General features: G+C 59.0%; 15 protein-coding genes. 7 read left to right on the top strand and 8 right to left on the bottom strand.

What is annotated here, in order from left to right; all coding sequences use genetic code 11:
• Positions 1 to 60 precede the first annotated feature (60 nt).
• Entirely contained in the window at positions 61 to 366 is a 306-nt protein-coding gene (locus tag QMK52_RS00425; RefSeq protein WP_005785840.1) for a DUF2288 domain-containing protein, read from the top strand.
• Between the two features lie 259 nt (positions 367 to 625).
• Positions 626 to 4,822 carry a dermonecrotic toxin domain-containing protein gene (locus QMK52_RS00420; RefSeq protein ID WP_320403713.1) on the top strand — a complete coding sequence of 1,399 codons (4,197 nt, stop codon included), beginning with the start codon at positions 626 to 628 and terminating at the stop codon, positions 4,820 to 4,822.
• A gap of 280 nt (positions 4,823 to 5,102) precedes the next feature.
• On the opposite strand, the gene QMK52_RS00415 is transcribed toward QMK52_RS00420, so the two are convergent.
• Positions 5,103 to 7,367, bottom strand: coding sequence for a putative bifunctional diguanylate cyclase/phosphodiesterase (locus tag QMK52_RS00415; RefSeq protein WP_005785845.1), 2,265 nt, complete (start codon positions 7,365 to 7,367; stop codon positions 5,103 to 5,105).
• A 138-nt stretch (positions 7,368 to 7,505) separates the two neighbouring features.
• The gene (locus tag QMK52_RS00410) at positions 7,506 to 7,874 is read right to left on the bottom strand and encodes a YkgJ family cysteine cluster protein (RefSeq protein ID WP_032803342.1); all 369 of its coding nucleotides are present in this window, start codon (positions 7,872 to 7,874) and stop codon (positions 7,506 to 7,508) included.
• A 252-nt stretch (positions 7,875 to 8,126) separates the two neighbouring features.
• Here QMK52_RS00410 and QMK52_RS00405 point away from each other — a divergent pair, with 252 nt between their 5' ends.
• Positions 8,127 to 9,506: an MFS transporter gene (locus tag QMK52_RS00405; protein ID WP_320403712.1), complete on the top strand. Its 1,380-nt coding sequence runs from the start codon at positions 8,127 to 8,129 to the stop codon at positions 9,504 to 9,506.
• Positions 9,507 to 9,692: 186 nt separating this feature from the next.
• Here QMK52_RS00405 and rapA read toward each other — a convergent pair whose 3' ends face one another.
• Positions 9,693 to 12,539: an RNA polymerase-associated protein RapA gene (gene rapA / locus QMK52_RS00400; protein WP_320403711.1), complete on the bottom strand. Its 2,847-nt coding sequence runs from the start codon at positions 12,537 to 12,539 to the stop codon at positions 9,693 to 9,695.
• A gap of 219 nt (positions 12,540 to 12,758) precedes the next feature.
• Here rapA and QMK52_RS00395 point away from each other — a divergent pair, with 219 nt between their 5' ends.
• A complete protein-coding gene (locus QMK52_RS00395; RefSeq protein WP_005785853.1) occupies positions 12,759 to 13,100 on the top strand; it encodes a hypothetical protein in 342 nt (113 codons plus the stop codon).
• Here the strand turns inward: QMK52_RS00395 and QMK52_RS00390 are convergent.
• From QMK52_RS00390 to QMK52_RS00380, 3 genes are all read right to left on the bottom strand, one after another.
• Positions 13,097 to 14,278: an aminotransferase class V-fold PLP-dependent enzyme gene (locus QMK52_RS00390; RefSeq protein ID WP_320403710.1), complete on the bottom strand. Its 1,182-nt coding sequence runs from the start codon at positions 14,276 to 14,278 to the stop codon at positions 13,097 to 13,099. The two genes, QMK52_RS00395 and QMK52_RS00390, sit on opposite strands and share 4 nt — an antisense overlap.
• Positions 14,275 to 14,745 (bottom strand): RidA family protein, encoded by a 471-nt coding sequence (locus QMK52_RS00385; RefSeq protein WP_005785856.1) that lies wholly within the window; start codon positions 14,743 to 14,745, stop codon positions 14,275 to 14,277. Before QMK52_RS00385 ends, QMK52_RS00390 begins: the two co-directional genes overlap by 4 nt.
• A 91-nt stretch (positions 14,746 to 14,836) precedes the next feature.
• Positions 14,837 to 15,709, bottom strand: a complete 873-nt coding sequence (locus QMK52_RS00380) for a LysR substrate-binding domain-containing protein (protein WP_005785858.1) — start codon at positions 15,707 to 15,709, stop codon at positions 14,837 to 14,839.
• Between the two features lie 133 nt (positions 15,710 to 15,842).
• Between QMK52_RS00380 and QMK52_RS00375 the strand changes: the two genes are divergently transcribed.
• Both QMK52_RS00375 and ccoM read left to right on the top strand, forming a co-directional pair.
• Complete coding sequence (locus QMK52_RS00375) at positions 15,843 to 16,004, top strand: hypothetical protein (protein ID WP_005785860.1); 162 nt, start codon at positions 15,843 to 15,845, stop codon at positions 16,002 to 16,004.
• A 143-nt stretch (positions 16,005 to 16,147) separates the two neighbouring features.
• Entirely contained in the window at positions 16,148 to 16,264 is a 117-nt protein-coding gene (ccoM, locus tag QMK52_RS00370; RefSeq protein ID WP_019817835.1) for a cytochrome c oxidase subunit CcoM, read from the top strand.
• A 254-nt stretch (positions 16,265 to 16,518) separates the two neighbouring features.
• Here ccoM and QMK52_RS00365 read toward each other — a convergent pair whose 3' ends face one another.
• Entirely contained in the window at positions 16,519 to 17,994 is a 1,476-nt protein-coding gene (locus QMK52_RS00365; RefSeq protein WP_003189291.1) for an inorganic phosphate transporter, read from the bottom strand.
• A gap of 333 nt (positions 17,995 to 18,327) precedes the next feature.
• Positions 18,328 to 18,528 carry a hypothetical protein gene (locus tag QMK52_RS00360; RefSeq protein WP_003189295.1) on the bottom strand — a complete coding sequence of 67 codons (201 nt, stop codon included), beginning with the start codon at positions 18,526 to 18,528 and terminating at the stop codon, positions 18,328 to 18,330.
• Positions 18,529 to 19,094: 566 nt separating this feature from the next.
• Between QMK52_RS00360 and pcaR the strand changes: the two genes are divergently transcribed.
• Entirely contained in the window at positions 19,095 to 19,937 is an 843-nt protein-coding gene (gene pcaR / locus QMK52_RS00355) for a pca regulon transcriptional regulator PcaR (protein WP_005785864.1), read from the top strand.

Genomic DNA, 19,937 nt, shown 5'->3' with positions numbered 1-19,937 from the left:
GTTTTTCTGCCTGAGTCAGAAGGCTATGATTGCGCCGATTTTTTACTCAGGTGAACTCCCATGACGCAAGAACCTAGCACCCTCTATGCCAAGCTGCTCGGTGAAACCGCTGAAATTTCCTGGAAGGAGCTAGAGCCGTTCTTTGCCAAGGGCGCCCTATTGTGGGTCGACGCTGCCCTGGATTTGATCGAGGCGGCCGAGGGAATGGCCGAAGACAACCGTGACAAAGTCGCTGCCTGGCTGGCTTCAGGGAGCCTTGGCGAAGTGTCTGCGACGCGGGCGTTGGACCTTGTTGAGCGTGATCCGAGCCTGTGGGCGGTGGTGGTTTCGCCGTGGATACTGATCCAGGAAAGGGCGCCGTTATGATGCTGCGCACCACATCGGGGCGCTAATTGGCGCCACATAAAGTGTGTAGCCGAGTAGCGTGATGGCTCTTTGCCGTAGAGAAACGTCACACGTAAGGGTGACGTTAACGTCATGGGCACAGTTGTGTGACTGTCGCCAGCTCAGTTTAATTGTTACTGAGTACAACTGAATCGCCGTCGTAAGTATGTGCTGCCTACTCGAACTGACAGCAACGTAATTTTGAGCCCTGAACTATTCAATTTTCAGCAAGGGCTCAACTATGCAACTGGCATCACGATTGTCTTCCACCCCCTCTGCAAGTCTTTGGGCTACGCAGGATAATGACTACAAGGCGCACTACCGGAATCAACTCGAAGGCATCGATAAAAAGCTTCAGGTTCTGCGTGCGCGGCCGAGCTTTTCATCGTTTGTAAACGAGCGAGTGAATGCCATATTCCCCTCGACCGCCAAGCCTTTGGACGCCTCTCGGGTGTTCATTAAAAGCGATTCGAGCGACGCGGCGGTCGAGCAGGATGCCGATCAGGTGACCCGGCTACTCCCCAGCTTGATGGATGCCGTGGTGAGGCGAATTGTCGATAATCAACCCACCGCGTATGCCAATCGCCGTACCCGCTTTACCTTCGATCGAGACGAGGCGGCCGACCAGGGGTTGCCATCGTCGCTTACCCCAGCTGCATTTGACGCTTTCCTGGATGATCTTGCGGGTTCACTGAAGACCGCCTACAAGACTTGCCTGGATGCGTTCTGGAATAAGGCAGTGACCACAGAAAACCCGCGTTCGCACAAGCAATACGTGGGTTTGGCGCGCAGTTCGCAAATCAGCCTGGAATCGACGTTGCTCAGGGGGGACGGAACGCTGAACTCTAATGGCTTGCTGCTGGTTGAGGCGTTTGTGGCGTATCCCGATGCTGTGGCGCGACAAACAAGACCCAACCGGCCTGTCGGCTACTCCCTGGCGCTGAAGGGCACAACTGCGGACATGCCCTTGCATGGGGCGTTGGTGCTGACGTCCCGGGACCCGTCTGATCCGCCATCAGCTAACGACACCTCACCCGCGGCCCCTGTCGTTCGCCGTGTCGAGCCCAGTGCCAGCGTGGGCATTGTGGTGTTGTTCACACCCAATCGAGGGCTGGAGGCATTCCCTTCTCTGGCGCTTCTGGATCAGGAACTGCATCGTCGTTTAAACACCGACTACGAGTTCGATAGCCTGTTCACACTGCTGGCAAACAAAGATTGTGAACCTGCTACAACCCTGCGTGACACAGTGCCCGCCGCAGGGTGCTTTGCCTATGAGGAGATTTTCGAGTCGGTCTTCAGCACCAGTGTAGCGTCGCAATACGAAAAGCTGATCGAAGACTTCGCATTCGAGGTAAGCCGTTATCAGCAGCGCGGTGTAGACGACGACTTCAGCCAATTGCCGGCCAGCTTGAATTTGGCCACGGACATGCAGCGGCTGTTTGGCGTAAGTGATGTGCTGCTCGCTCGTGAAACAAAGCGCTCCAAGGCTGAACTCGATCAATTTTTAAGTACAGCATCGGAAACGGACAAGCAGGCCTGGGCGACGGCCGTGCGCGACTACTTGAATGAGCTGCAACGTACCGATACAGGGGAGGGCGCGCCCTCGGTTTTACAGTTTGGTGACCACAAAGCATTACTGGCCTACAGCAATGAACAACTGGCGCAGGCGCTGGAGGAACAATATGGCATCAACACGGACCCCTCCGATATCAAGGTCACTATTCGTCGGCCAAACCCTGCACCGGGCATCTACTTTCCCGGTGCCAGGCCTAATCCGCAAGACGGCCAGTCCCACTATTCCATTCAAACAAAAAGCCTGGCCGAGTTGGCGTTGGTCAATGTCGATTATTTCGACGAGGTGTTCGTAGCCAAGTCCCGCTTAAGCCTCTACGGCGAGCCCTATACGGAGTTGACCACGCAGCAAGTCAAGGACCTGGTGCGGGACGTGGATATCGGCGGCTCCTACATTGAGTTTCTCAAAACGCGTTTGCTGACGTCCAGCGAGGCTCGCACGCTCAAGCAGGATTTTGTCAATGTGATGCACAAACAGCTCAGGGTTGATGCCATTGAAGCCAAGATCGCCAAGGATTATTTAGCGCACCCGCAGGACCTTAGTTATCTGTTGGTTAAAAGCGTGCTCGATCAACCCACCGACAACGGTCAGCGGGCAAAGGTCGAGGGTTATAACGTCGTGGTCGCCGCGCTATATGTACGTGACATTCTCGTGAGGGGGGTGTTGGCTTTCATCTCGAAAAAACCAAAGGTCTATACCGTGGTGCTTTACACCCCGCGAGCGAAAGACGGACGGGCATTTCGTGAATTCACCGGTATGACGCAACTGCTTGAGCAATTTATCAATGACGAGGCATGGCGTGACTACCTGTTTGAAAGGATGGACGGCGATGCGCTACCCAGGCTGCGCAACACGCTCAAAAGAGGGATTTTTCGCAGCGAGGTCTCGTTATCGCCCATCAGACTGAACTTTCTCGAGTGGTCTTATGACGTCGAAGCTCGTGCCGCTATCGCCCACGCGGATCGCAAGACCACCAGCACCCATGAGTCGAATGTACGTAGCGTCTGGACCGTTGTTGAAGGGCTGGTGGAACTGGCACTGGCAGTTTTTCCGATCAAAATCACCTTTGTCATCGGCCTGGTGCGCAGCGCAATGTCGTTGAGTGCGGCCCTGGATGCTTTGCAAAATGATGACTCTGTCGGAGCGACACATGAGTTTGTGAGGGCTTTCACGTATGCAGTCGGAGCCTTGGTTGATGGCGCCGTGGGCTTTGCTCCGATACGTCTCACCCCGCCTGTACGCCCGCGATTACCCCACAGCATGGCCCTCAAGGCTGCGCCGAAAGATGTGACTCCTCTGTCCGGATGGGAAAGCAAAGGGATCTACACCCGCCCGGGAAAAGGCTCGACGCCAGGGCAGCATTTTCTCAAGGAGAAGGACCACTGGTACAAGGTCACCTTTGACGAAACCTCGGGGACCGGCACCTGGCGCCTGCAAAGGCCTCGTCAAACGGCTGAATATCAGTATCACCTGCCGCCCCTTGCTCAGAACACTTTGAATGAGTGGGTCATACGCTCGCCAGAGTATGGTTTGAGAGGCGGCTATCACTCACGCATGGCGCGAGATGACCTGATCAGGCTCTACCCCGACCTGGATGCGCAACAGGCTGCCAGGGTGTTGGACTCATTTGATTTCCCCGCTGGCCGTGAAAGGGCTATGGAACTTCGTTTCGTCCGGGATTTGGGAGACGGCTCGACGCAGTGGGACTCCATCGGTTTGCGGGATATTCCCCATGAGTTTCGTCAGTACCTTAATTCGGTAACGACCCTTGATCAGGTCAGGCTACGGTTGCAAGGTATTGATCAAGCGGCGCACTCGGTTCCTGTTGCCATGCCTGTGGCGCGTCCGAGTGTCATTGTGACCCACCAGTGGAAATCCTGGGGCCAGCAAATTCAAGCCGGGTTGTTGAAACAAGTGCACGACACCTACGATGTTTTTGAGTACAAACCCGTTTTCACGGAGGGGGCAGGTTGGTCTCAGGTTGAAGGTACCTTCATTAAGTTAGATGATCGTTTTTATCGGACCACCTTTGATGGGCGCGTGTACGAGACGGTAGTCGGTGTTCGAAACCCGAACATTTCGTATAACGATTTTGATAGTTTCGAGTTGATGTTGCGAAACAATCCTGGCGAACAGCCTATGATCGCAACCTACAACACCAGTACGCGGGCCTGGCACGTCCTGGAGCGGCGGCCTTTTGAAAAGACAATTGCTGCTTACGTTCAGGACGCGTTTCCAGAAATGACATCTACCAGCCAAACTCAAGTTGCCAGGGCTGTGTTCAATCTCTACCAGAAGGATTTCAAGTTCGTGGACATGCTACGTGTATGGCGCACGGGCCAATCGCAAGTAAGTGACCCTCTGTCACTGCTTGGGCTGACTCACCCTACGAGAGGTGCGAATCGCAGATTGCCTATCAGTCGAGCTCATAAGGGGACTCAACCAAAAGTCTGGCGCCGCTTGGATTTCGAGCCTGACAGTTTTCATCCTTATTACCATCAAGCCGTCACTCGCCAGGGACCGGTCACACTCCGGGCGCTTATGGTCGAAGTCATGAGCAGGGTCGCACGTGCTGAGTTTCTTGATTCGACAGAAGATGGTACTGCGCTTTTGTTCAGGCGGGTCGGGGACGATACGCTGTATTGTCTGCATCCCGTGGACGTGACAGAGCCTTTCATCACAGGACAGGTGGAGAGATTCAGCGTACCTCAAGATTACTTCAGCTTCCCTAACAGGAGCGGACTCGTCGGTTCAGCGCTGAGAGAGAACAAATTGATAAACTTGGTCGGAGGGGTTCAGCACAATCGGCACGGGGTACAGCCTCCTCAGCTGTTCATTATAAAGTTGGACGTTTCTCTCTACTGAATAACGGCGCGACTGTTTGGTCTTGATGCCGCGAGGGTCAAACAGATACGAGATGAATCATCTTCCAGTCGGGGCTGGATGGCCAGCGGGCGCTGCTCATGGGGCGACAAGACGTCGCAGGTCTAGGAGGCAGCGCTATTTTTGGAGGTCGTTGGGCGCGATGTGCCGGGACGCTCGGTTCTAACCCTGTTTTTTAAAAGGACCCCTCGTCGGACTCTGGTGAGTCGGCCGTTCGTCGGGGGCTTTTCGTCAAATGATGGCTAAGGCCAAAGCTTCGGCGTCAGCGAATTGGCCTGACGATGGCCGGCGGGCCGATACGGCCTGCGGCGGGTTCTTTGGGGGCAGCGGCCTCTTTATTGCCTTCCACGCTGAAGGGGTAGAGCGGATTGCGCATCGCAATGCCTTGCATCACACCGATGATGTCGTTGAACGGCACCGCCGGGCTGAGCAGGTAACCCTGGATGAAGTCACAGTCGTGCTTGAGCAATAGCTCAAACTGCGCCTGTGTTTCCACGCCTTCGGTCACCACCTGCAAGTGCAGGGTGTGGGCCATGCCGATAATCGCCTGGACGATTTCGCTGTCTGCGGTGGATTTGGGGATGTCCTGGATAAACGAGCGATCAATCTTCAAGGTGTTAAGCGGCAGGCGCTTGAGATAGGCCAGGGATGAGTAGCCGGTGCCGAAATCATCGATCGCCAGGGAGACCCCCAGGGCACGGATTTGCCGCAACAGCGCCAGGGTGCTGCTGATATTGCCCATCAGCGCATTTTCGGTGACTTCCAGTTCCAGGCGGTTGGCCGCCACGCCGGCAAAGCGCAGGGCGTCTTCGATTTCATCGGCCAGCTCGTCCCGCGCCAGGTTCAGGGCCGAGCAGTTCACGGCCATGGTCAACTCGGTGTAGCCCCGGTCAGACAACAGGCTCAGGTCGTGACAGGCCTGGCGCAATACCCAGTGGTCCAACTCGGCGATCAGCCCATTGTTCTCGGCGATGCCGATAAACCGGTCCGGGGCCAGCAACCCATGCTGGGGGTGTTGCCAGCGCACCAGTGCCTCAAGGCGCGTGACCTTGCCCAGTTTCATGTCGAAGATTGGTTGATAGAACAGCACCAGTTCGGTGCGTGCGCGCAATGCGGCACGAAGCTCCTCTTCCAGTTGCAGTTCCAGGGAGGCACGGGTTTTCAGGTTGGAGCTGAAGAAGTTCAGGCTGTTGCGCCCGGTGTCCTTGGATTGGTACAGCGCCAGGTCGGCGGTCTTCAGCAGTTCTTCGCAGGTTTGGCCATCGTCGGGGAACAGGCTGATACCGATGCTGGTAGTCATCACCATGCGGCGGCCGGCCAGTTCGATGGGTTCTTTCATTTTCTGCATGATGCGCTGGGCCATGTGCCGCGCTTCGTCGCGGTGATGGATATTGATCAGGATGCAGAACTCATCGCCGCCAAACCGTGCGACCACATCCTCACGGCTACGTATCGAGCCCTTGATATGCCCGGCCAGCACCGTGAGCAACTGGTCGCCAGCGTCATGGCCGAGGCTGTCATTGATACGCTTGAAGTGGTCAATGTCGAGGAAGATCACCGCCATCATGCCTTGGCTTCGGGTTTTTTCTGCAACTTTCTCCGCGAAGATCTGATTGAAACCACGGCGGTTGAGCAAGTTGGTCAACGCGTCAAAATGGGCCACTTGTTGCAGTGAGGCGCGGGCCTGGTCGAGTTCGCTGAGCAGCGCATTGACGCGGCGCAGGTCACGCTCCTTGTGCTGCAGTTTTTTGTCTGCCAGGGCTGCGCTGACACCGCTGCCGATCACCAAGAGGGTAATCACCGCCACCGACAGGCCCAGTTGAATCGGATTGTTGTCCACCGGCAACGACAGGTCCGCGCCGCTGGGTACCAGCATTTGCATGGCCGCCATGCCGGTGAAGTGCATGCTCAGGATCCCCGCGCCAAGAACCAGGCTGGCGGCGTACTTGAGCAGTTGGTGAAACACCCCGGCACCGTTGCGCAGGTAACTGGACAGCAGCAACGCCGCAAGGCTGGCAACGATGGCAATCGCCACCGAGGCCATGAACAACTGCGATTCAAAGTACACCTGCGCCTGGGAGCGCATCGCCGCCATGCCCACGTAATGCATCAGCGCGATGCCCAGCCCCATCCATATCGAAGCCAGCAGGTATTGGTGCACACGCAGATGGGCATGACTGAGGGTTTTCATGGCGAACAGCGAGGCGATCAGGGCGATCAACAGCGAGGCAAACGTCGTGAGTAATTCGTAATGAATGGCGATCGGGGCCTGGAACGCCAGCATACTGATGAAGTGGGTCGACCAGATCCCGCCCGCCAGGCAGCCCGCTCCCAGCCAGCGCCAGTGGCGGCGAGCGGTGGGGTCTTCTACATGGCCGACGCGTTCGGCCATGTCCAGCGTGCCGAACCCCGCTGCGCAGGCAACCAGATACGCCAGTAGCACCAGAAAGGGGTTATGGCTGCAATTGAGCAATAAATGCCCGGTGTCTGGAAGGTCGGTGAAAAAATGCTGGCCCAGCCATTCCATAGCGTATCCCGTCATAGAGCCACGTCACTGCCAGAGGCGATGACCTACCATGTCGAGTATAGAAGCCTCATGGAATTTGCCATGGGTAATGGCATTTTGATCTCAATTAATTTGTCATGCTGTGCATAGCGTTTGGTGCTAAGCGCTGATGGGCAGGTCCAGTTCAAACGGCGGAGCTTGCAAAGGGGCCAGGCCGAAGGCAGCACGGGCAGCATCGCAATCAACGTTCTGTACACCCTGGCTCCAGGAAGCATCGAACTCGCGACACGGGCTCGAACGCTGTGCATAGATCGAGCAACTGGTGCTTTTGCCCACTTCGCCCTCAAGGCTGCAACAGCGCGCAGGCTTTTGATCGGTACCGATCATTGCCACCCGGGTCGGGTTGATCTGCACCACCAGATCATCGGGCACCGTGCCCCCGGATGAGGCGCACTCACCCCAAAAGAAAGACACGCGAAAGTGTGAACAGCAGGCACCGCAATTCAGACACGGACTGGCTTCGGACATGGGCGTCATCAATAAGAAAGTAGGTTGGGGGTGTTACAGGAAGGCTCGCCATTCTATCCGTGCCATGGCCGTTGGGAAGGGGGAGGCGCACTTATATTTTTGTGGGACAAATCCCCGTGTTACCGGGTGAAATCATGCCCTATCAGCTTTACGAATCATTACAGACAACCGCGCCTCAGCTGACTATGTTGCAGGTACCGGGCAGGATGCATCGGGCATCGTAGCGCTCATAACAATAAAAGAGACGGACCCATGCAGAACTCGACCCAAGCGGCGAATGCCTGGCGCATTCTGTTCCTGCTGTTCCTGGCCAACCTGTTCAACTTCTTCGATCGCACCATCCCCGCGATCATCATCGAGCCGATCCGCATGGAATGGCACCTGAGCGACTTTCAGCTCGGTATCATCGGCACCGCCTTTACCATCGTCTACGCCCTTGCCGGCCTGCCGCTCGGGCGACTGGCCGACACCGGCTCGCGCAGCAAATTGATGGGCTGGGGCCTGTTCGCCTGGAGCGGGCTGACGGCGGTCAATGGCATGGTCGGGAGTTTCTGGACCTTCCTGCTGGTGCGCATGGGCATCGGCATCGGGGAAGCCAGCTATGCGCCGGCCGCCAATTCACTGATCGGCGACCTGTTCCCCGCCCATCGCCGCGCCCGGGCCATGGGGATTTTCATGCTCGGCCTGCCGTTGGGGCTGCTGCTGGCGTTTTTCACCATTGGCGCGATGGTCAAGGCGTTTGATAGCTGGCGTGCCCCGTTCTTTATCGCCGCCGTGCCCGGAATGATCCTGGCGGTGTTCATGTTCTATATCAAAGAGCCTAAGCGCGGCGCGGCGGAAACCGTGCAAGTGTCCCAGGAGCGTGTCGACCGCCCGATCCGCCGCGTACTGGCGGTGCCGACCTTCCTGTGGCTGGTGCTGGCCGGGCTGTGCTTTAACTTTGCCACGTATGCGTGCAACTCGTTCCTGGTGCCGATGCTGCAACGCTATTTCCTCCTGCCGTTGCAGGACGCGGCCGTCGCCACCGGTGTGATCGTCGGCTTGACCGGCCTGGTGGGGTTGACCCTGGGTGGCTGGATTGCTGACAAGATCCATCAGCGAGTCGCCAACGGCCGTCTGCTGTTTGCCGCGTGCAGCTTGATCATCTCCACGGTGACTACCGCCTGGGCCTTGCATGCCGGGCGTATCGAGATTGGCGTGTTTGTCGCGCTGTTCAGTGTGGGCTGGTTGTTTGCTTACAACTTCTACACCTGCGTTTATACGGCGATCCAGGATGTGGTCGAACCGCGCCTGCGCGCTACGGCGATGGCGCTATTCTTTGCAGGCCTGTATTTGCTCGGCGGTGGCATGGGGCCGGTGGTAGTCGGGGCGCTGTCCGATCACTTTGCCCATTCGGCAATGTATGCGGCCGGGGCAGAGCAAATGACTGAGGCGTATAAAGCCGTGGGGCTGCATGACGCCATGTACCTGATTCCGGTGGCGTTGTTCCTGACCATGCTGTTTCTGTTCCAGGCCTCGCGCAGTTTTGTACGTGATGCCAAGAAGATGAAGGAGGGGTTGAGTGCGGTTGAGGTGCCGGTTTCTGCGGCAACGGCCCTGAAGGCAAATAAAAAAGGCCCGCATTGCGCGTAATGCTGTTCAGTTAAGCGTACATCGCCCTCTGTAGGAGCGAGCTTGCTCGCGAAAAACGTCAACGATACGCGTGTTTCCTGATTGAACGCGGCGCCTGTGGTTTTTCGCGAGCAAGCTCGCTCCTACAAAAAGCCTTAACTGAACAGCATTACCGCATTGCGCGGGCCTTCTACTGACAGCGAATGATCAGCCCGCCACCAACACCCGAATCGCTTCCAGTCGCAGCGCCGCTTTGTCGAGCATGGCCAGGCCTTGCTCGCGTTGATTGCGCAAGGCAACCAGCTCGCTGTCACGCACGGTGGGGTTGACCGCTTGCAACGCGGTCAGGCGCGCCAGTTCTTCATCGGTGTCTGCGGCCAGACGACGCTTGGCCTCGGCCACACGCTCGGCGTGACGCGGGGCGATCTTCTCTTCACCGGCGTTGATGCGCGGTGTGAGCTGGTCGCGCTGGGCCTGCACGAACTTGTTGGCGCTGGCTCGCGGTACGCTTTCCAGTTGGTCGTTCAAGGTCACGAACGACACGCGGCCCGACAGGTCGTTGCCATTGGCATCCAGCAGGCAGCGCAGGGCGGCCGGTGGCAGGTAACGGCCCAGTTGCAGCGAGCGCGGGGCGACCACTTCGCTGACATAGAGCAGTTCCAGCAGCACAGTGCCCGGCTTGAGCGCCTTGTTCTTGATCAGTGCCACGGCGGTGTTGCCCATGGAACCGGACAGCACCAGGTCCATGCCGCCTTGCACCATCGGGTGTTCCCAGGTGATGAACTGCATGTCTTCACGCGACAGCGCCTGGTTACGGTCGTAGGTGATGGTCACGCCTTCGTCGTCGCCCAGGGGGAAGCTGGCGTCGAGCATTTTTTCGCTGGGCTTCAAGATCAGCGCGTTTTCCGAATGGTCTTCGCTGTCGATGCCGAAGGCGTCGAACAGGGTTTCCATATAGATCGGCAGGGCGAACTGGTCGTCTTGTTCGAGGATGTCTTCGACCAGCGCATCGCCTTCACCGGCGCCGCCGGAGTTGAGTTCCAGCAAGCGGTCACGACCGGTGTGCAGCTCCTGCTCCAGGCGCTCGCGCTCGGCACGGGCTTCGTCGATCAGGGCTTGCCACTCGCCGTCGTCGGCGGCTTCGAGCAATGGCAGCAGGCGCGGGCCGAACTGATGCTGCAAGGCGTTGCCGGTCGGGCAGGTGTTGAGGAAGGCGTTGAGCGCTTCGTGGTACCACTGGAACAGGCGCTGTTGCGGGCTGGTTTCCAGGTAGGGTACGTGCAGTTCGATCACGTGTTTCTGGCCGATCCGGTCCAGACGGCCGATACGCTGTTCCAGCAGGTCGGGGTGGGACGGCAGATCGAAGAGCACCAGGTGGTGGGAGAACTGGAAGTTGCGACCCTCACTGCCGATTTCCGAGCAGATCAGCACCTGGGCGCCGAATTCTTCATCGGCAAAATAAGCCGCGGCGCGGTCACGCTCCAGAATATTCATGCCCTCGTGGAACACCGTGGCCGGGATGCCGGAGCGCACGCGCAGGGCGTCTTCCAGGTCCATGGCGGTTTCGGCGTGGGCGCAGATCACCAGGACCTTGGTGCGCTTGAGCATTTTCAGCTGGTCGATCAGCCACTCGACACGCGGGTCGAAGCGCCACCAGCGGTGTTCTTCCTCGATATCCGGTTGTGCCTGGAAGCTGACTTCCGGGTACAGCTCGGCGTGTTCGCCCAAAGGCAGTTCGAGGTATTCATCCGGGTTCGGCAGCGGGTAGGCGTGCAGCTTGCGCTCGGGGAAGCCTTGCACGGCAGCGCGGGTGTTGCGGAACAGCACGCGACCGGTGCCGTGGCGGTCCAGCAGTTCACGTACCAGGCGTGCACTGGCCTCGGTGTCGCCATCGTTGACGGCGGTGAGCAGGGCTTCGCCTTCGTTACCGAGGAAACCCTGGATGGTCTTGTGCGCGGCCGGTGACAGGCGGCCCTTGTCCAGCAGCTCCTGCACGGCTTCGGCCACCGGGCGATAGTTTTCGCTCTCGGCGCGGAAGGCTTGCAGGTCGTGGAAACGGTTCGGGTCCAGCAGGCGCAGGCGCGCAAAGTGGCTGTCCTGGCCCAGTTGTTCCGGGGTGGCGGTGAGCAACAGCACGCCTGGGATCACTTCAGCCAGTTGTTCGACCAGCGAGTATTCGGCGCTGGCCTTGTCTTCATGCCACACCAGGTGGTGCGCTTCGTCGACCACCAGCAAGTCCCAGCCGGCGGCGAACAACGCGTCCTGGGCCTTCTCGTCGTCCACCAGCCATTCCAGTGCAACGAGTGCAAGCTGGGTGTCTTCGAACGGGTTGGTGGCATCGCTTTCGATGAAGCGTTCTTCGTCGAACAGCGCGACCTGCAGGTTGAAGCGGCGGCGCATTTCCACCAGCCACTGGTGCTGCAGGTTTTCCGGGACCAGGATCAGCACGCGGCTGGCGCGGCCCGAGAGCAGTTGGCGATGGATCACAAGGCCCGCTTCGATGGTCTTGCCCAGGCCCACTTCATCAGCCAGCAAGACCCGCGGCGCGATACGGTCAGCGACTTCACGGGCGATGTGCAGTTGGTGCGCAATAGGTTGTGCACGCACGCCACCCAGGCCCCACAACGAGGACTGCAACTGGCGGCTGGTGTGTTCCAGCGTGTGGTAGCGCAGCGAGAACCACGCCAGCGGGTCGATCTGCCCGGCGAACAGACGGTCGCTGGCCAGGCGGAACTGGATGAAGTTGGACAGTTGGGTTTCCGGCAGGGTGACCTGCTCGTTCTGCCCATTAAGGCCGTGGTAGACCAGCAGGCCGTCGACGTCGTCGACTTCCTGTACGGTCATTTTCCAGCCTTCGAAATGGGTGATGGTGTCACCCGGCGAAAACCTCACGCGAGTGAGGGGCGCATTCCGTAGCGCATACTGGCGGGTGTCGCCAGTGGCCGGATAGAGCACGGTCAACAAGCGCCCGTCCTGTGCCAGAACGGTGCCTAACCCCAGCTCTGCTTCGCTGTCACTAATCCAGCGTTGCCCCGGTTGATACTGCTGCGCCATGCTGCCTGACTCCCGCCGTGAAAAAGCCGACTATCTTAACGGAACAAGCCCTTGCGCCCAAGGACTCTGACAAAAACTACTCCGTTTGGCCGGCGGGCAGAGTGCTGAATCGACGGGTGGCGGGCACTTGCGAGTGTCGACTGAGTCACAGCTTGGCGAGCCTGCGCTCAAGTCGCCCTGCAACCCGCCGACAGCCTGTTGATCAGGAGAATAACTATCATGCTGCCACCCATGCTGCCCGTCAGTGTTGTGCCGGTCACGTCGCAACTCGATCCGGCACGCCAGAAGCCGGATATTCCGCCGGTGGTGCCCGTTCAACCGGGCTCCAGCGAGAGCACGATCGACCTGAAAAAAGGCGATGCCGAGCAATCGACCTTTCTGTTGCGCGAAGAGCAGCGTCGTCAGCAGGAGCAGCACAAGCGTCGGCGCGAAGCCGACGATGACGTCGAGCAGCATTTGCCTATCCCCGGCGACTTGCTCAATGCTGACAACACGGTGCCCGTGGCGCCGCTGATCGAAGACGCGCCGCGCCAGGGCTTGTGGGTGGACATCGAGGTTTAAGCGTTCAATTCATGCAGGGCCTTGATCAACAGTTCGATATCGTCATCGGTGTTGAGTGGGCTGACGGAGAGGCGCGCAATGCTGCGCAACCCACGTGCTTGCATATCCAGCGGCGTATAGGCCACGCCGTTGGCACCGATGTTGATGCGCTTTAACCCCAAGCGCCGCTTGAGTTCAAAACTATCCCAGCCGGCCAGGTTGAAAGCGATCAAGCCCGAATGTTCATTGCCCAGGTCATGCAGGCTAATCCCAGGTATCTGATGCAGCGCTTCGCGGATTCGGGCGCTGGTCTGCGAGATCCTTTCCCACACCCGCTCGATCCCCAGTCGATTGATCTCTTGCAGTGCATTGCCCAAGCCCGCCAGCAGGGCGACGGACACTTCGCTGGTTTCGAAGCGCCGGGCGTCGTTGCGCAGGTCGAAGCCGTCGGTGGTCCAGGGCGCCGAAAACACGTCGCGTTGCGCCGGGTTCAGTTGCCCAGGAAAATCCGGCCTGACATACAGCAGTGCAGTACCGCGCGGGCCGCGCAGGTGTTTGCGGCCGGCGGATTTGAGCACGTCGCACTGCAACGCTTGCACATCCACCGGTAATTGGCCGACGGCTTGGCCTGCGTCGATAAAGTAGGGGATGGCGTGCCGACGAGCCACTTCGCCGATGGCCTGGGCCGGGTTGATCAGGCCGCCGTTGGCCGGCAGCCACGCAAGGTCGATCAGCTTCACGTGGGCGTCGAGCATCGCTTCCAGGGCTACCGGGCAAACCGCGCCGGTGGCATCACAGGGGATGACTTCCACGCGCGCGCCCGCTTGCACGGCCAACTCCATGCTCGCCAGGTTGCCGCCCCATTCATGGCGCCCCACCAGGATGCGGTCGCCCGGCCGCCAAGGCCCCAGCGCCTGGAACGCCATGCTCCAGGCCGTTGAGCCACTGCTGGCGAAGGCGATCGAGGAGGGCGGTGCATTGAGCAGTTGCCCGGCGGCGCGGCGGGCGTTTTCCACCAGCACGGCGCCCTGTTCGCCAGCTTCCATCGGGCCGTTGCGGGCTTCGTGTTGCAACTGTTCGATGATGGCGTCCAGCGTCGCCTGGCTGGGCAAGGACGCCCCGGCATGGTTGAAGTGCACAAGGCCCGACTGGCAACCGGGCGTGGCCTCCCGCAATTGTTGGACGTCCAGCGGGCTCATGGCTGCAGCTCGAAAATGGCATCCACCTCCACGGCGACGCCAGCCGGCAAGCTGCTGACGCCTACGGCGGTGCGTACGTGCCGGCCTTTGTCGCCGAGGGCGTTGACCAGCAGGTTCGAGGCGCCATTGGCGACCACGCTCTGGCGTTGGAAATCAGCGTTGCTGGCGATGAAGACGCCCAGACGCAGGATGCGCACCACGCGCGACAGGTCATCGCCCAGCGCGTCGCTCAATTGCCCCAGCAGGCCCAGCGCCGCCAGTTCCGCCGCCTGGGCGCCTTCTTCATCGCTGAGGGAATCGCCCAGCCGGCCTATGTAGGCGGGTTTGCCATCGAGTATGGGAATTTGCCCGGAAATGAACAGCTGGTGTTGGCTGACGACATGGTTGATGTAATTGGCAGCCGGTTGACTGGGTGTGGGCAGTGTCAGGCCGAGTGTGTGTACGCGTTGGCGAATGGAATCGGTCATGCTGAAAACCTCTGGGTTCAGGAGGTTTGAGCATGTTGGCTGTTGCGATGGACGACAAACGGATAGATCTCAATCGACGTATCGAAAAAACTCACCCATCCGCACACAGGTGCTTCAACCACTGGCTGAAGCATTCGGCTGCTTCGCCGAGTGGGCCCTGGGGAGTGATCAGCCAATAGCCGATTTCGCTGTGATAGGGCGGCCAGTCAAAGGCCTCCACCAGGCTGCCGTCCTGAAGCCTGCGTTCGATCAGGCGATGGCGGCCCATGGCGATACCTTGGCCGGCCACGGTAGCCTCGACCACGATGTTGTAGTCATGCAGCATCACCCTGGGGTGGTGATCGAGGTTGACCTGGTAATGGGCGGCCCAATCCGTCCACTCGAAAGGACGGTGCGAGGTCGCCATCAGTAGGGGGGCTTTGGTTACCTGGCTGGCCTTGAACGCGGGGCTGCACACGGGTGACAAGGTTTCGGCCATCAGGCGCGTGGCCTGCACGTCGGGCCAATCGCCCTTGCCGTAACGGATGGCCAGGTCAACTTCGGCCGTGGCGACATTGGCCAGTTGAATCGCGGGCAGCAACTCCACCTGGATGTGCGGGTAGCGCTGTAGAAACTCGGCCAGACGCGGTGCCAGCCATAGCGTGGCGAAAGACGCCAATACGCCGATGCGCAACACGCTGGTGCTGGGTACACCCCGTTGGCTGCGTGTCGCTGTAGCGATGGCGTCTAGGGCTGGGCGGATTTGGTCGTAGTAATGTTGCCCGGCCAAGGTCAGATCAATCGCACGGGTACGCCGGATAAACAGCGGCTTGCCCAAATGCTGTTCAAGCTTATGCACCTGGTGGCTCAGCGCACTTTGGGTCACCGACAATTCGCCCGCTGCCTTGATAAAGCTCAAGTGCCGCGCCACGGCCTCGAAGGCGCGCAGGGCCAATAGCGGTGGAAGGTCGTTGTGCAAGGCCACCGGATGGCGCCTCCTGGGTAAGGGGGAAAGTGCCGATTTTGGTCGATGACCTGCATTTTGTCGCCCGCTGATTTGCCGTTGGGCGGGGCAGGCCGCATTATTGGGCCATTCCCGCCACGACGTAAGCCAAGCCATGAGTGATGACGACAAGCTGATCGACCTGAATGCCGAACGCGCCAAGCGCGTGCACGACCTCAATGACAAACGCTTGAATGAAGTGCGCCAAGCCTTTGAACAAGCCATGCCCTTGGGCAAACCCAAGAAGAAGTCGAAGAACAAACCGAAAAAGCGTTGAAACCGCCTGCATCTGTTGATGCAGGTCAGTTATTACCCTTCTTTACGCCCCGTTGCGGGCGACATTGATCCTGGTCAATTTCCCACTGCGCCTTCTCCCTTAACTTAGCCCTATCGCAACAGGGCACGTGCAGGAGGCCGGTCATGTTTTTCGATAATGTGGTTTTTGCCGGAGTGCTGACTGTCAGCCTCATGGTGCTGTTTTTTGTAGGGTTTGGATTTTTTATCTGGAAAGACGCGAACAAGCGTAAAAAACCTTAAGTCTTTCCGGGTTACATGGGCACGCAAGGCATTTTGGGCGACTTCGGTCGCCCTTTTTTTGGCTGTCAATTGATGGCAGAAGGTGAAAAATGTGGGAGGCGTGCCTGCGATCGCGGTGGGTCAGCTCATATATTCATCAACTGTTACTGCGCAATCGCAGGCAAGCCAGCTCCCACAGGTGGACGGCGGTGCGCTTGGATATAAAAAAAGGTGCGACCCTCGCGGATCGCACCTTTTTTATGGCCGGCCGGCTATCAGTTGCCCAATGCCTTGGACGCCAGCCAGAACAACCCGGCCGACAGGCCGACGGTTGCTGGCAGGGTCAATACCCAGGCCATCAGGATGGTCTTGACGGTGCCGCCTTGCAGGCCGCTCTTGTTGGCAACCATGGTACCTGCCACACCGGAAGACAGCACGTGCGTGGTGGACACCGGCAGGGCGAAGATGTTGGCGAAGCCGATCATGGTCGCGGTGGTGATTTGCGCCGACATGCCCTGGGCATAGGTCATGCCCTGCTTGCCGATCTTCTCGCCAATGGTCAGTACCACGCGCTTCCAACCCACCATGGTGCCCAGGCCCAGGGCCAGTGCAACCGCGAGGATCACCCAGAACGGGGCGTACTCGGTGGTGGCGGTCAGGTCTTTGCGCAGCTTGTCGAGGTCGGATTTCTCACGGGAATCCAGCCCAGGCAGCTTGCCGACTTTCTTCGCGGTGTCGTCCAGGCAGAGCAGGTAGCGACGCACTTCGATGCGATGATCTGCGGTCAGCGAGTGGTAGTCCGAGACGCCCTTGAGGGTGCCCAGCAGCGCGTTGATCGTCGGCTCGGTCTGCTGCGGGTTGCAGCGGAATTTGCCCGGCAGATCATCCTTCACGCTTTTGCCCAGGGCCAGGAACTCGCCGAGGGTCTCGTGATTGCGCTGGTAGAACTGGTTCAGGTGCAGGGTTGCGTCACGGGTACGCTCGATCTGGTAGGTGGTGCTGCCCAGGTCCAATACGAACTGCGCCGGCACGATACCGATCAGCACCAGCATGATCAGGCCGATGCCTTTCTGACCATCGTTGGAGCCGTGCACGAAGCTCACGGCCATGGCCGAGATCACCAGAACCAGGCGGTTCCAGAACGGCGGGTGCTTCTTGTCGTCGAGCTTGCGGCGCTGGTCCGGGGTCTTGTGCATCTTCGACAGCGGGCGCCACCACTTCAGGCCGATCAGCACCAGGGCTGCGACCAGGAAGCCGGCCATCGGCGAGAACACCAGGGATGCACCGATATCCACAGCCTTCTGCCAGTTCACACCGTCAGCCAGGGGGATGTCGTTGATCAGGGCGTTGGCCAGGCCGACACCGAGGATCGAGCCGATCAGGGTGTGGGAGCTGGAGGCGGGAATACCGAAGTACCAGGTGCCCAGGTTCCAGGTGATCGCCGCCGCCAATAACGAGAAGACCATCGCCAGGCCATGGCCGGTGTTCACATTGATCAGCAACTCCACCGGCAGCAAATGCACGATGGCGTAGGCGACACCGACACCACCGAGCAACACGCCGAGGAAATTGAAGACCCCGGAGAAGAACACGGCCAGGTGTGGCGGCATGGCTTTGGTATAGATGACTGTGGCCACCGCGTTAGCGGTGTCATGAAAGCCATTGATGAACTCGAAGGCGAGGACAAAGGCCAGGGCGAGCAGCAGGCTCACTAGAACCCAAGCATCCAGTCCGCTGAATAAATCGATCATGAAGGTTTTCTGACCCGGTCGTAAGGGGGCGCGATTATGCCAGAAAACATCGGTAATCGATGCATTAGCTGCTCATCGGTAACAATCTTCGTCGCACAAGCCCGGGCAAAACGGACGCATCCCAGGGTTTTCGGGGCTTTGGCAAGTCTTTGATTTATAAAGCGCAGGCCGCAAAAGGCCGGCATTTGTCATGAAAACGTCATGCCTGAAACATTTGTATGAAATTTCGTGCGCGGCTGTAAGCGACTGACCAACGGGCGCTGACGCAAGGGGCTCCCTGCCGGTGGCGGACCGGCAGAGACAGCAGGGCCCTGCCTACTCGCACCGAAGCGCTTATGGCTCTTCGGTTTTGAGTTCCTGTTCGATCTTCTGGATTTCCTGGGCAAATGCCTGATCCAGCAGGCTGGCGCGTTTGCGCCATGGCTTGCGTTCCGGCTCAGGTTGCGCGGCGTAGGTGGTGACTTCTCCGCCGTAGACGTCCTTGTAACGTTGCTCCTGGCGCTCAAGTTCGGCGCGCAGTTCATCTTTCGTCACAGTATTACCTAATTGTGTGAAGTTTATTGATTGCGCAGTGTCGCGCTTCAACAGTCGTCCTCGGGCGATTCCAAATAAAACAGTAGAAAACCGTTCAAGTTGAAAAGCAGGCCTGAGGGCAGTTCTTTTAAGCGTCTACTTGTGGCCGGCGCGGCTTACGTCCTCCAGCGCCTGGCGAGCTCCCATCCCGATAGTGATACCGGGCCGACCTCTGCACAGGTTGCATTATAGCGGCGCATTTGAATAACACTATCATCATAAAGTTAAAAAGCGTCAACGGTGCAGGGGAGGGTGTTATGGGTGGGCATCACTATTTGTGAACAGCGTCATCATATTGTCGCCACCGGTTCTAAATAAAAGCGTAAATGTCCGCACTTCCCAGGTTCATCAGGCAAATCTGAAACTTGGCCGCGGCGGCGGCTGCCCTGGCCTGACAAATTGCGATAATCGCATGATCGTCCGATAATCGCCCAATGTTGCTGGCGCTGGCTTGTGCATCGCGACCGGCCCGGCTTGTAATAGCGGCCAACCCTCCCGTGGTAAGAACAAGAGACAGGACCCTGGAAATGAACGATCAATTGCGCAACTCCTTCGCATCAGTGGCGCCGCCGATCGTGGCTTCACCGGCCAAGCGCATCCAGGCGTTCACCGGTGATCCGGACTTCATGACGTCCCTGGCCCGTGGCCTGGCCGTGGTGCAAGCGTTCCAGGAGCGCAAGCGTCACCTGACCATCGCCCAGATCAGCCACCGCACGGAAATCCCCCGCGCCGCTGTGCGCCGTTGCCTGCATACCTTGATCAAACTCGGCTACGCCACCACGGATGGGCGTACCTACTCGCTATTGCCTAAAGTGCTGACGCTCGGTCATGCCTATTTGTCGTCCACACCGTTGGCCGTCTCGGCCCAGCCTTATCTGGACCGCATGAGCGAGCAGCTCCATGAAGCCTGCAACATGGCCACCCTTGAAGGCGACGATATTCTCTACATCGCACGTTCGGCCACGACTCAGCGTCTGATTTCCGTGGACCTTTCAGTCGGTGGTCGGCTGCCGGCCTATTGCACGTCCATGGGGCGCATCCTCCTGGCGGCCCTGGATGATGCCTCGCTGCAGGATTACCTCGACCACGCAGACCTGCAAACCAAGACCAGCCGCACGCTCACGACTCCCGAAGCCTTGTTCGAGTGCTTGCAACAGGTACGTCAGCAAGGCTGGTGCATCGTCGATCAGGAATTGGAGCAGGGCCTGCGTTCCATCGCGGTGCCGGTGTATGACGCATCCGGCCAGGTGTTGGCCGCACTGAACGTCAGCACCCATGCCGGGCGCGTCAGCCGCAGCGAGCTGGAACAGCGTTTCCTGCCGAGTATGCTCACCGCCAGCCGTGAGTTGAGCGCGCAACTGTTTGCCTAA

The organism is Pseudomonas sp. P9_2 (genome assembly GCF_034008255.1).
In the GTDB taxonomy this organism is placed as follows: Bacteria; Pseudomonadota; Gammaproteobacteria; order Pseudomonadales; family Pseudomonadaceae; genus Aquipseudomonas; species Aquipseudomonas synxantha_A.
Note: the sequence above shows the minus strand (reverse complement) of the source record. Positions and strands in the feature narration are given on the sequence as shown.

Coding starts and splice junctions, on each gene's coding strand:
- QMK52_RS00425 (WP_005785840.1), top strand. CDS start 61: ATGACGCAAGAACCTAGCACCCTCTATGCCAAGCTGCTCGGTGAAACC.
- QMK52_RS00420 (WP_320403713.1), top strand. CDS start 626: ATGCAACTGGCATCACGATTGTCTTCCACCCCCTCTGCAAGTCTTTGG.
- QMK52_RS00415 (WP_005785845.1), bottom strand. CDS start 7,367: ATGGAATGGCTGGGCCAGCATTTTTTCACCGACCTTCCAGACACCGGG.
- QMK52_RS00410 (WP_032803342.1), bottom strand. CDS start 7,874: ATGTCCGAAGCCAGTCCGTGTCTGAATTGCGGTGCCTGCTGTTCACAC.
- QMK52_RS00405 (WP_320403712.1), top strand. CDS start 8,127: ATGCAGAACTCGACCCAAGCGGCGAATGCCTGGCGCATTCTGTTCCTG.
- rapA (WP_320403711.1), bottom strand. CDS start 12,539: ATGGCGCAGCAGTATCAACCGGGGCAACGCTGGATTAGTGACAGCGAA.
- QMK52_RS00395 (WP_005785853.1), top strand. CDS start 12,759: ATGCTGCCACCCATGCTGCCCGTCAGTGTTGTGCCGGTCACGTCGCAA.
- QMK52_RS00390 (WP_320403710.1), bottom strand. CDS start 14,278: ATGAGCCCGCTGGACGTCCAACAATTGCGGGAGGCCACGCCCGGTTGC.
- QMK52_RS00385 (WP_005785856.1), bottom strand. CDS start 14,745: ATGACCGATTCCATTCGCCAACGCGTACACACACTCGGCCTGACACTG.
- QMK52_RS00375 (WP_005785860.1), top strand. CDS start 15,843: ATGAGTGATGACGACAAGCTGATCGACCTGAATGCCGAACGCGCCAAG.
- ccoM (WP_019817835.1), top strand. CDS start 16,148: ATGTTTTTCGATAATGTGGTTTTTGCCGGAGTGCTGACTGTCAGCCTC.
- QMK52_RS00365 (WP_003189291.1), bottom strand. CDS start 17,994: ATGATCGATTTATTCAGCGGACTGGATGCTTGGGTTCTAGTGAGCCTG.
- pcaR (WP_005785864.1), top strand. CDS start 19,095: ATGAACGATCAATTGCGCAACTCCTTCGCATCAGTGGCGCCGCCGATC.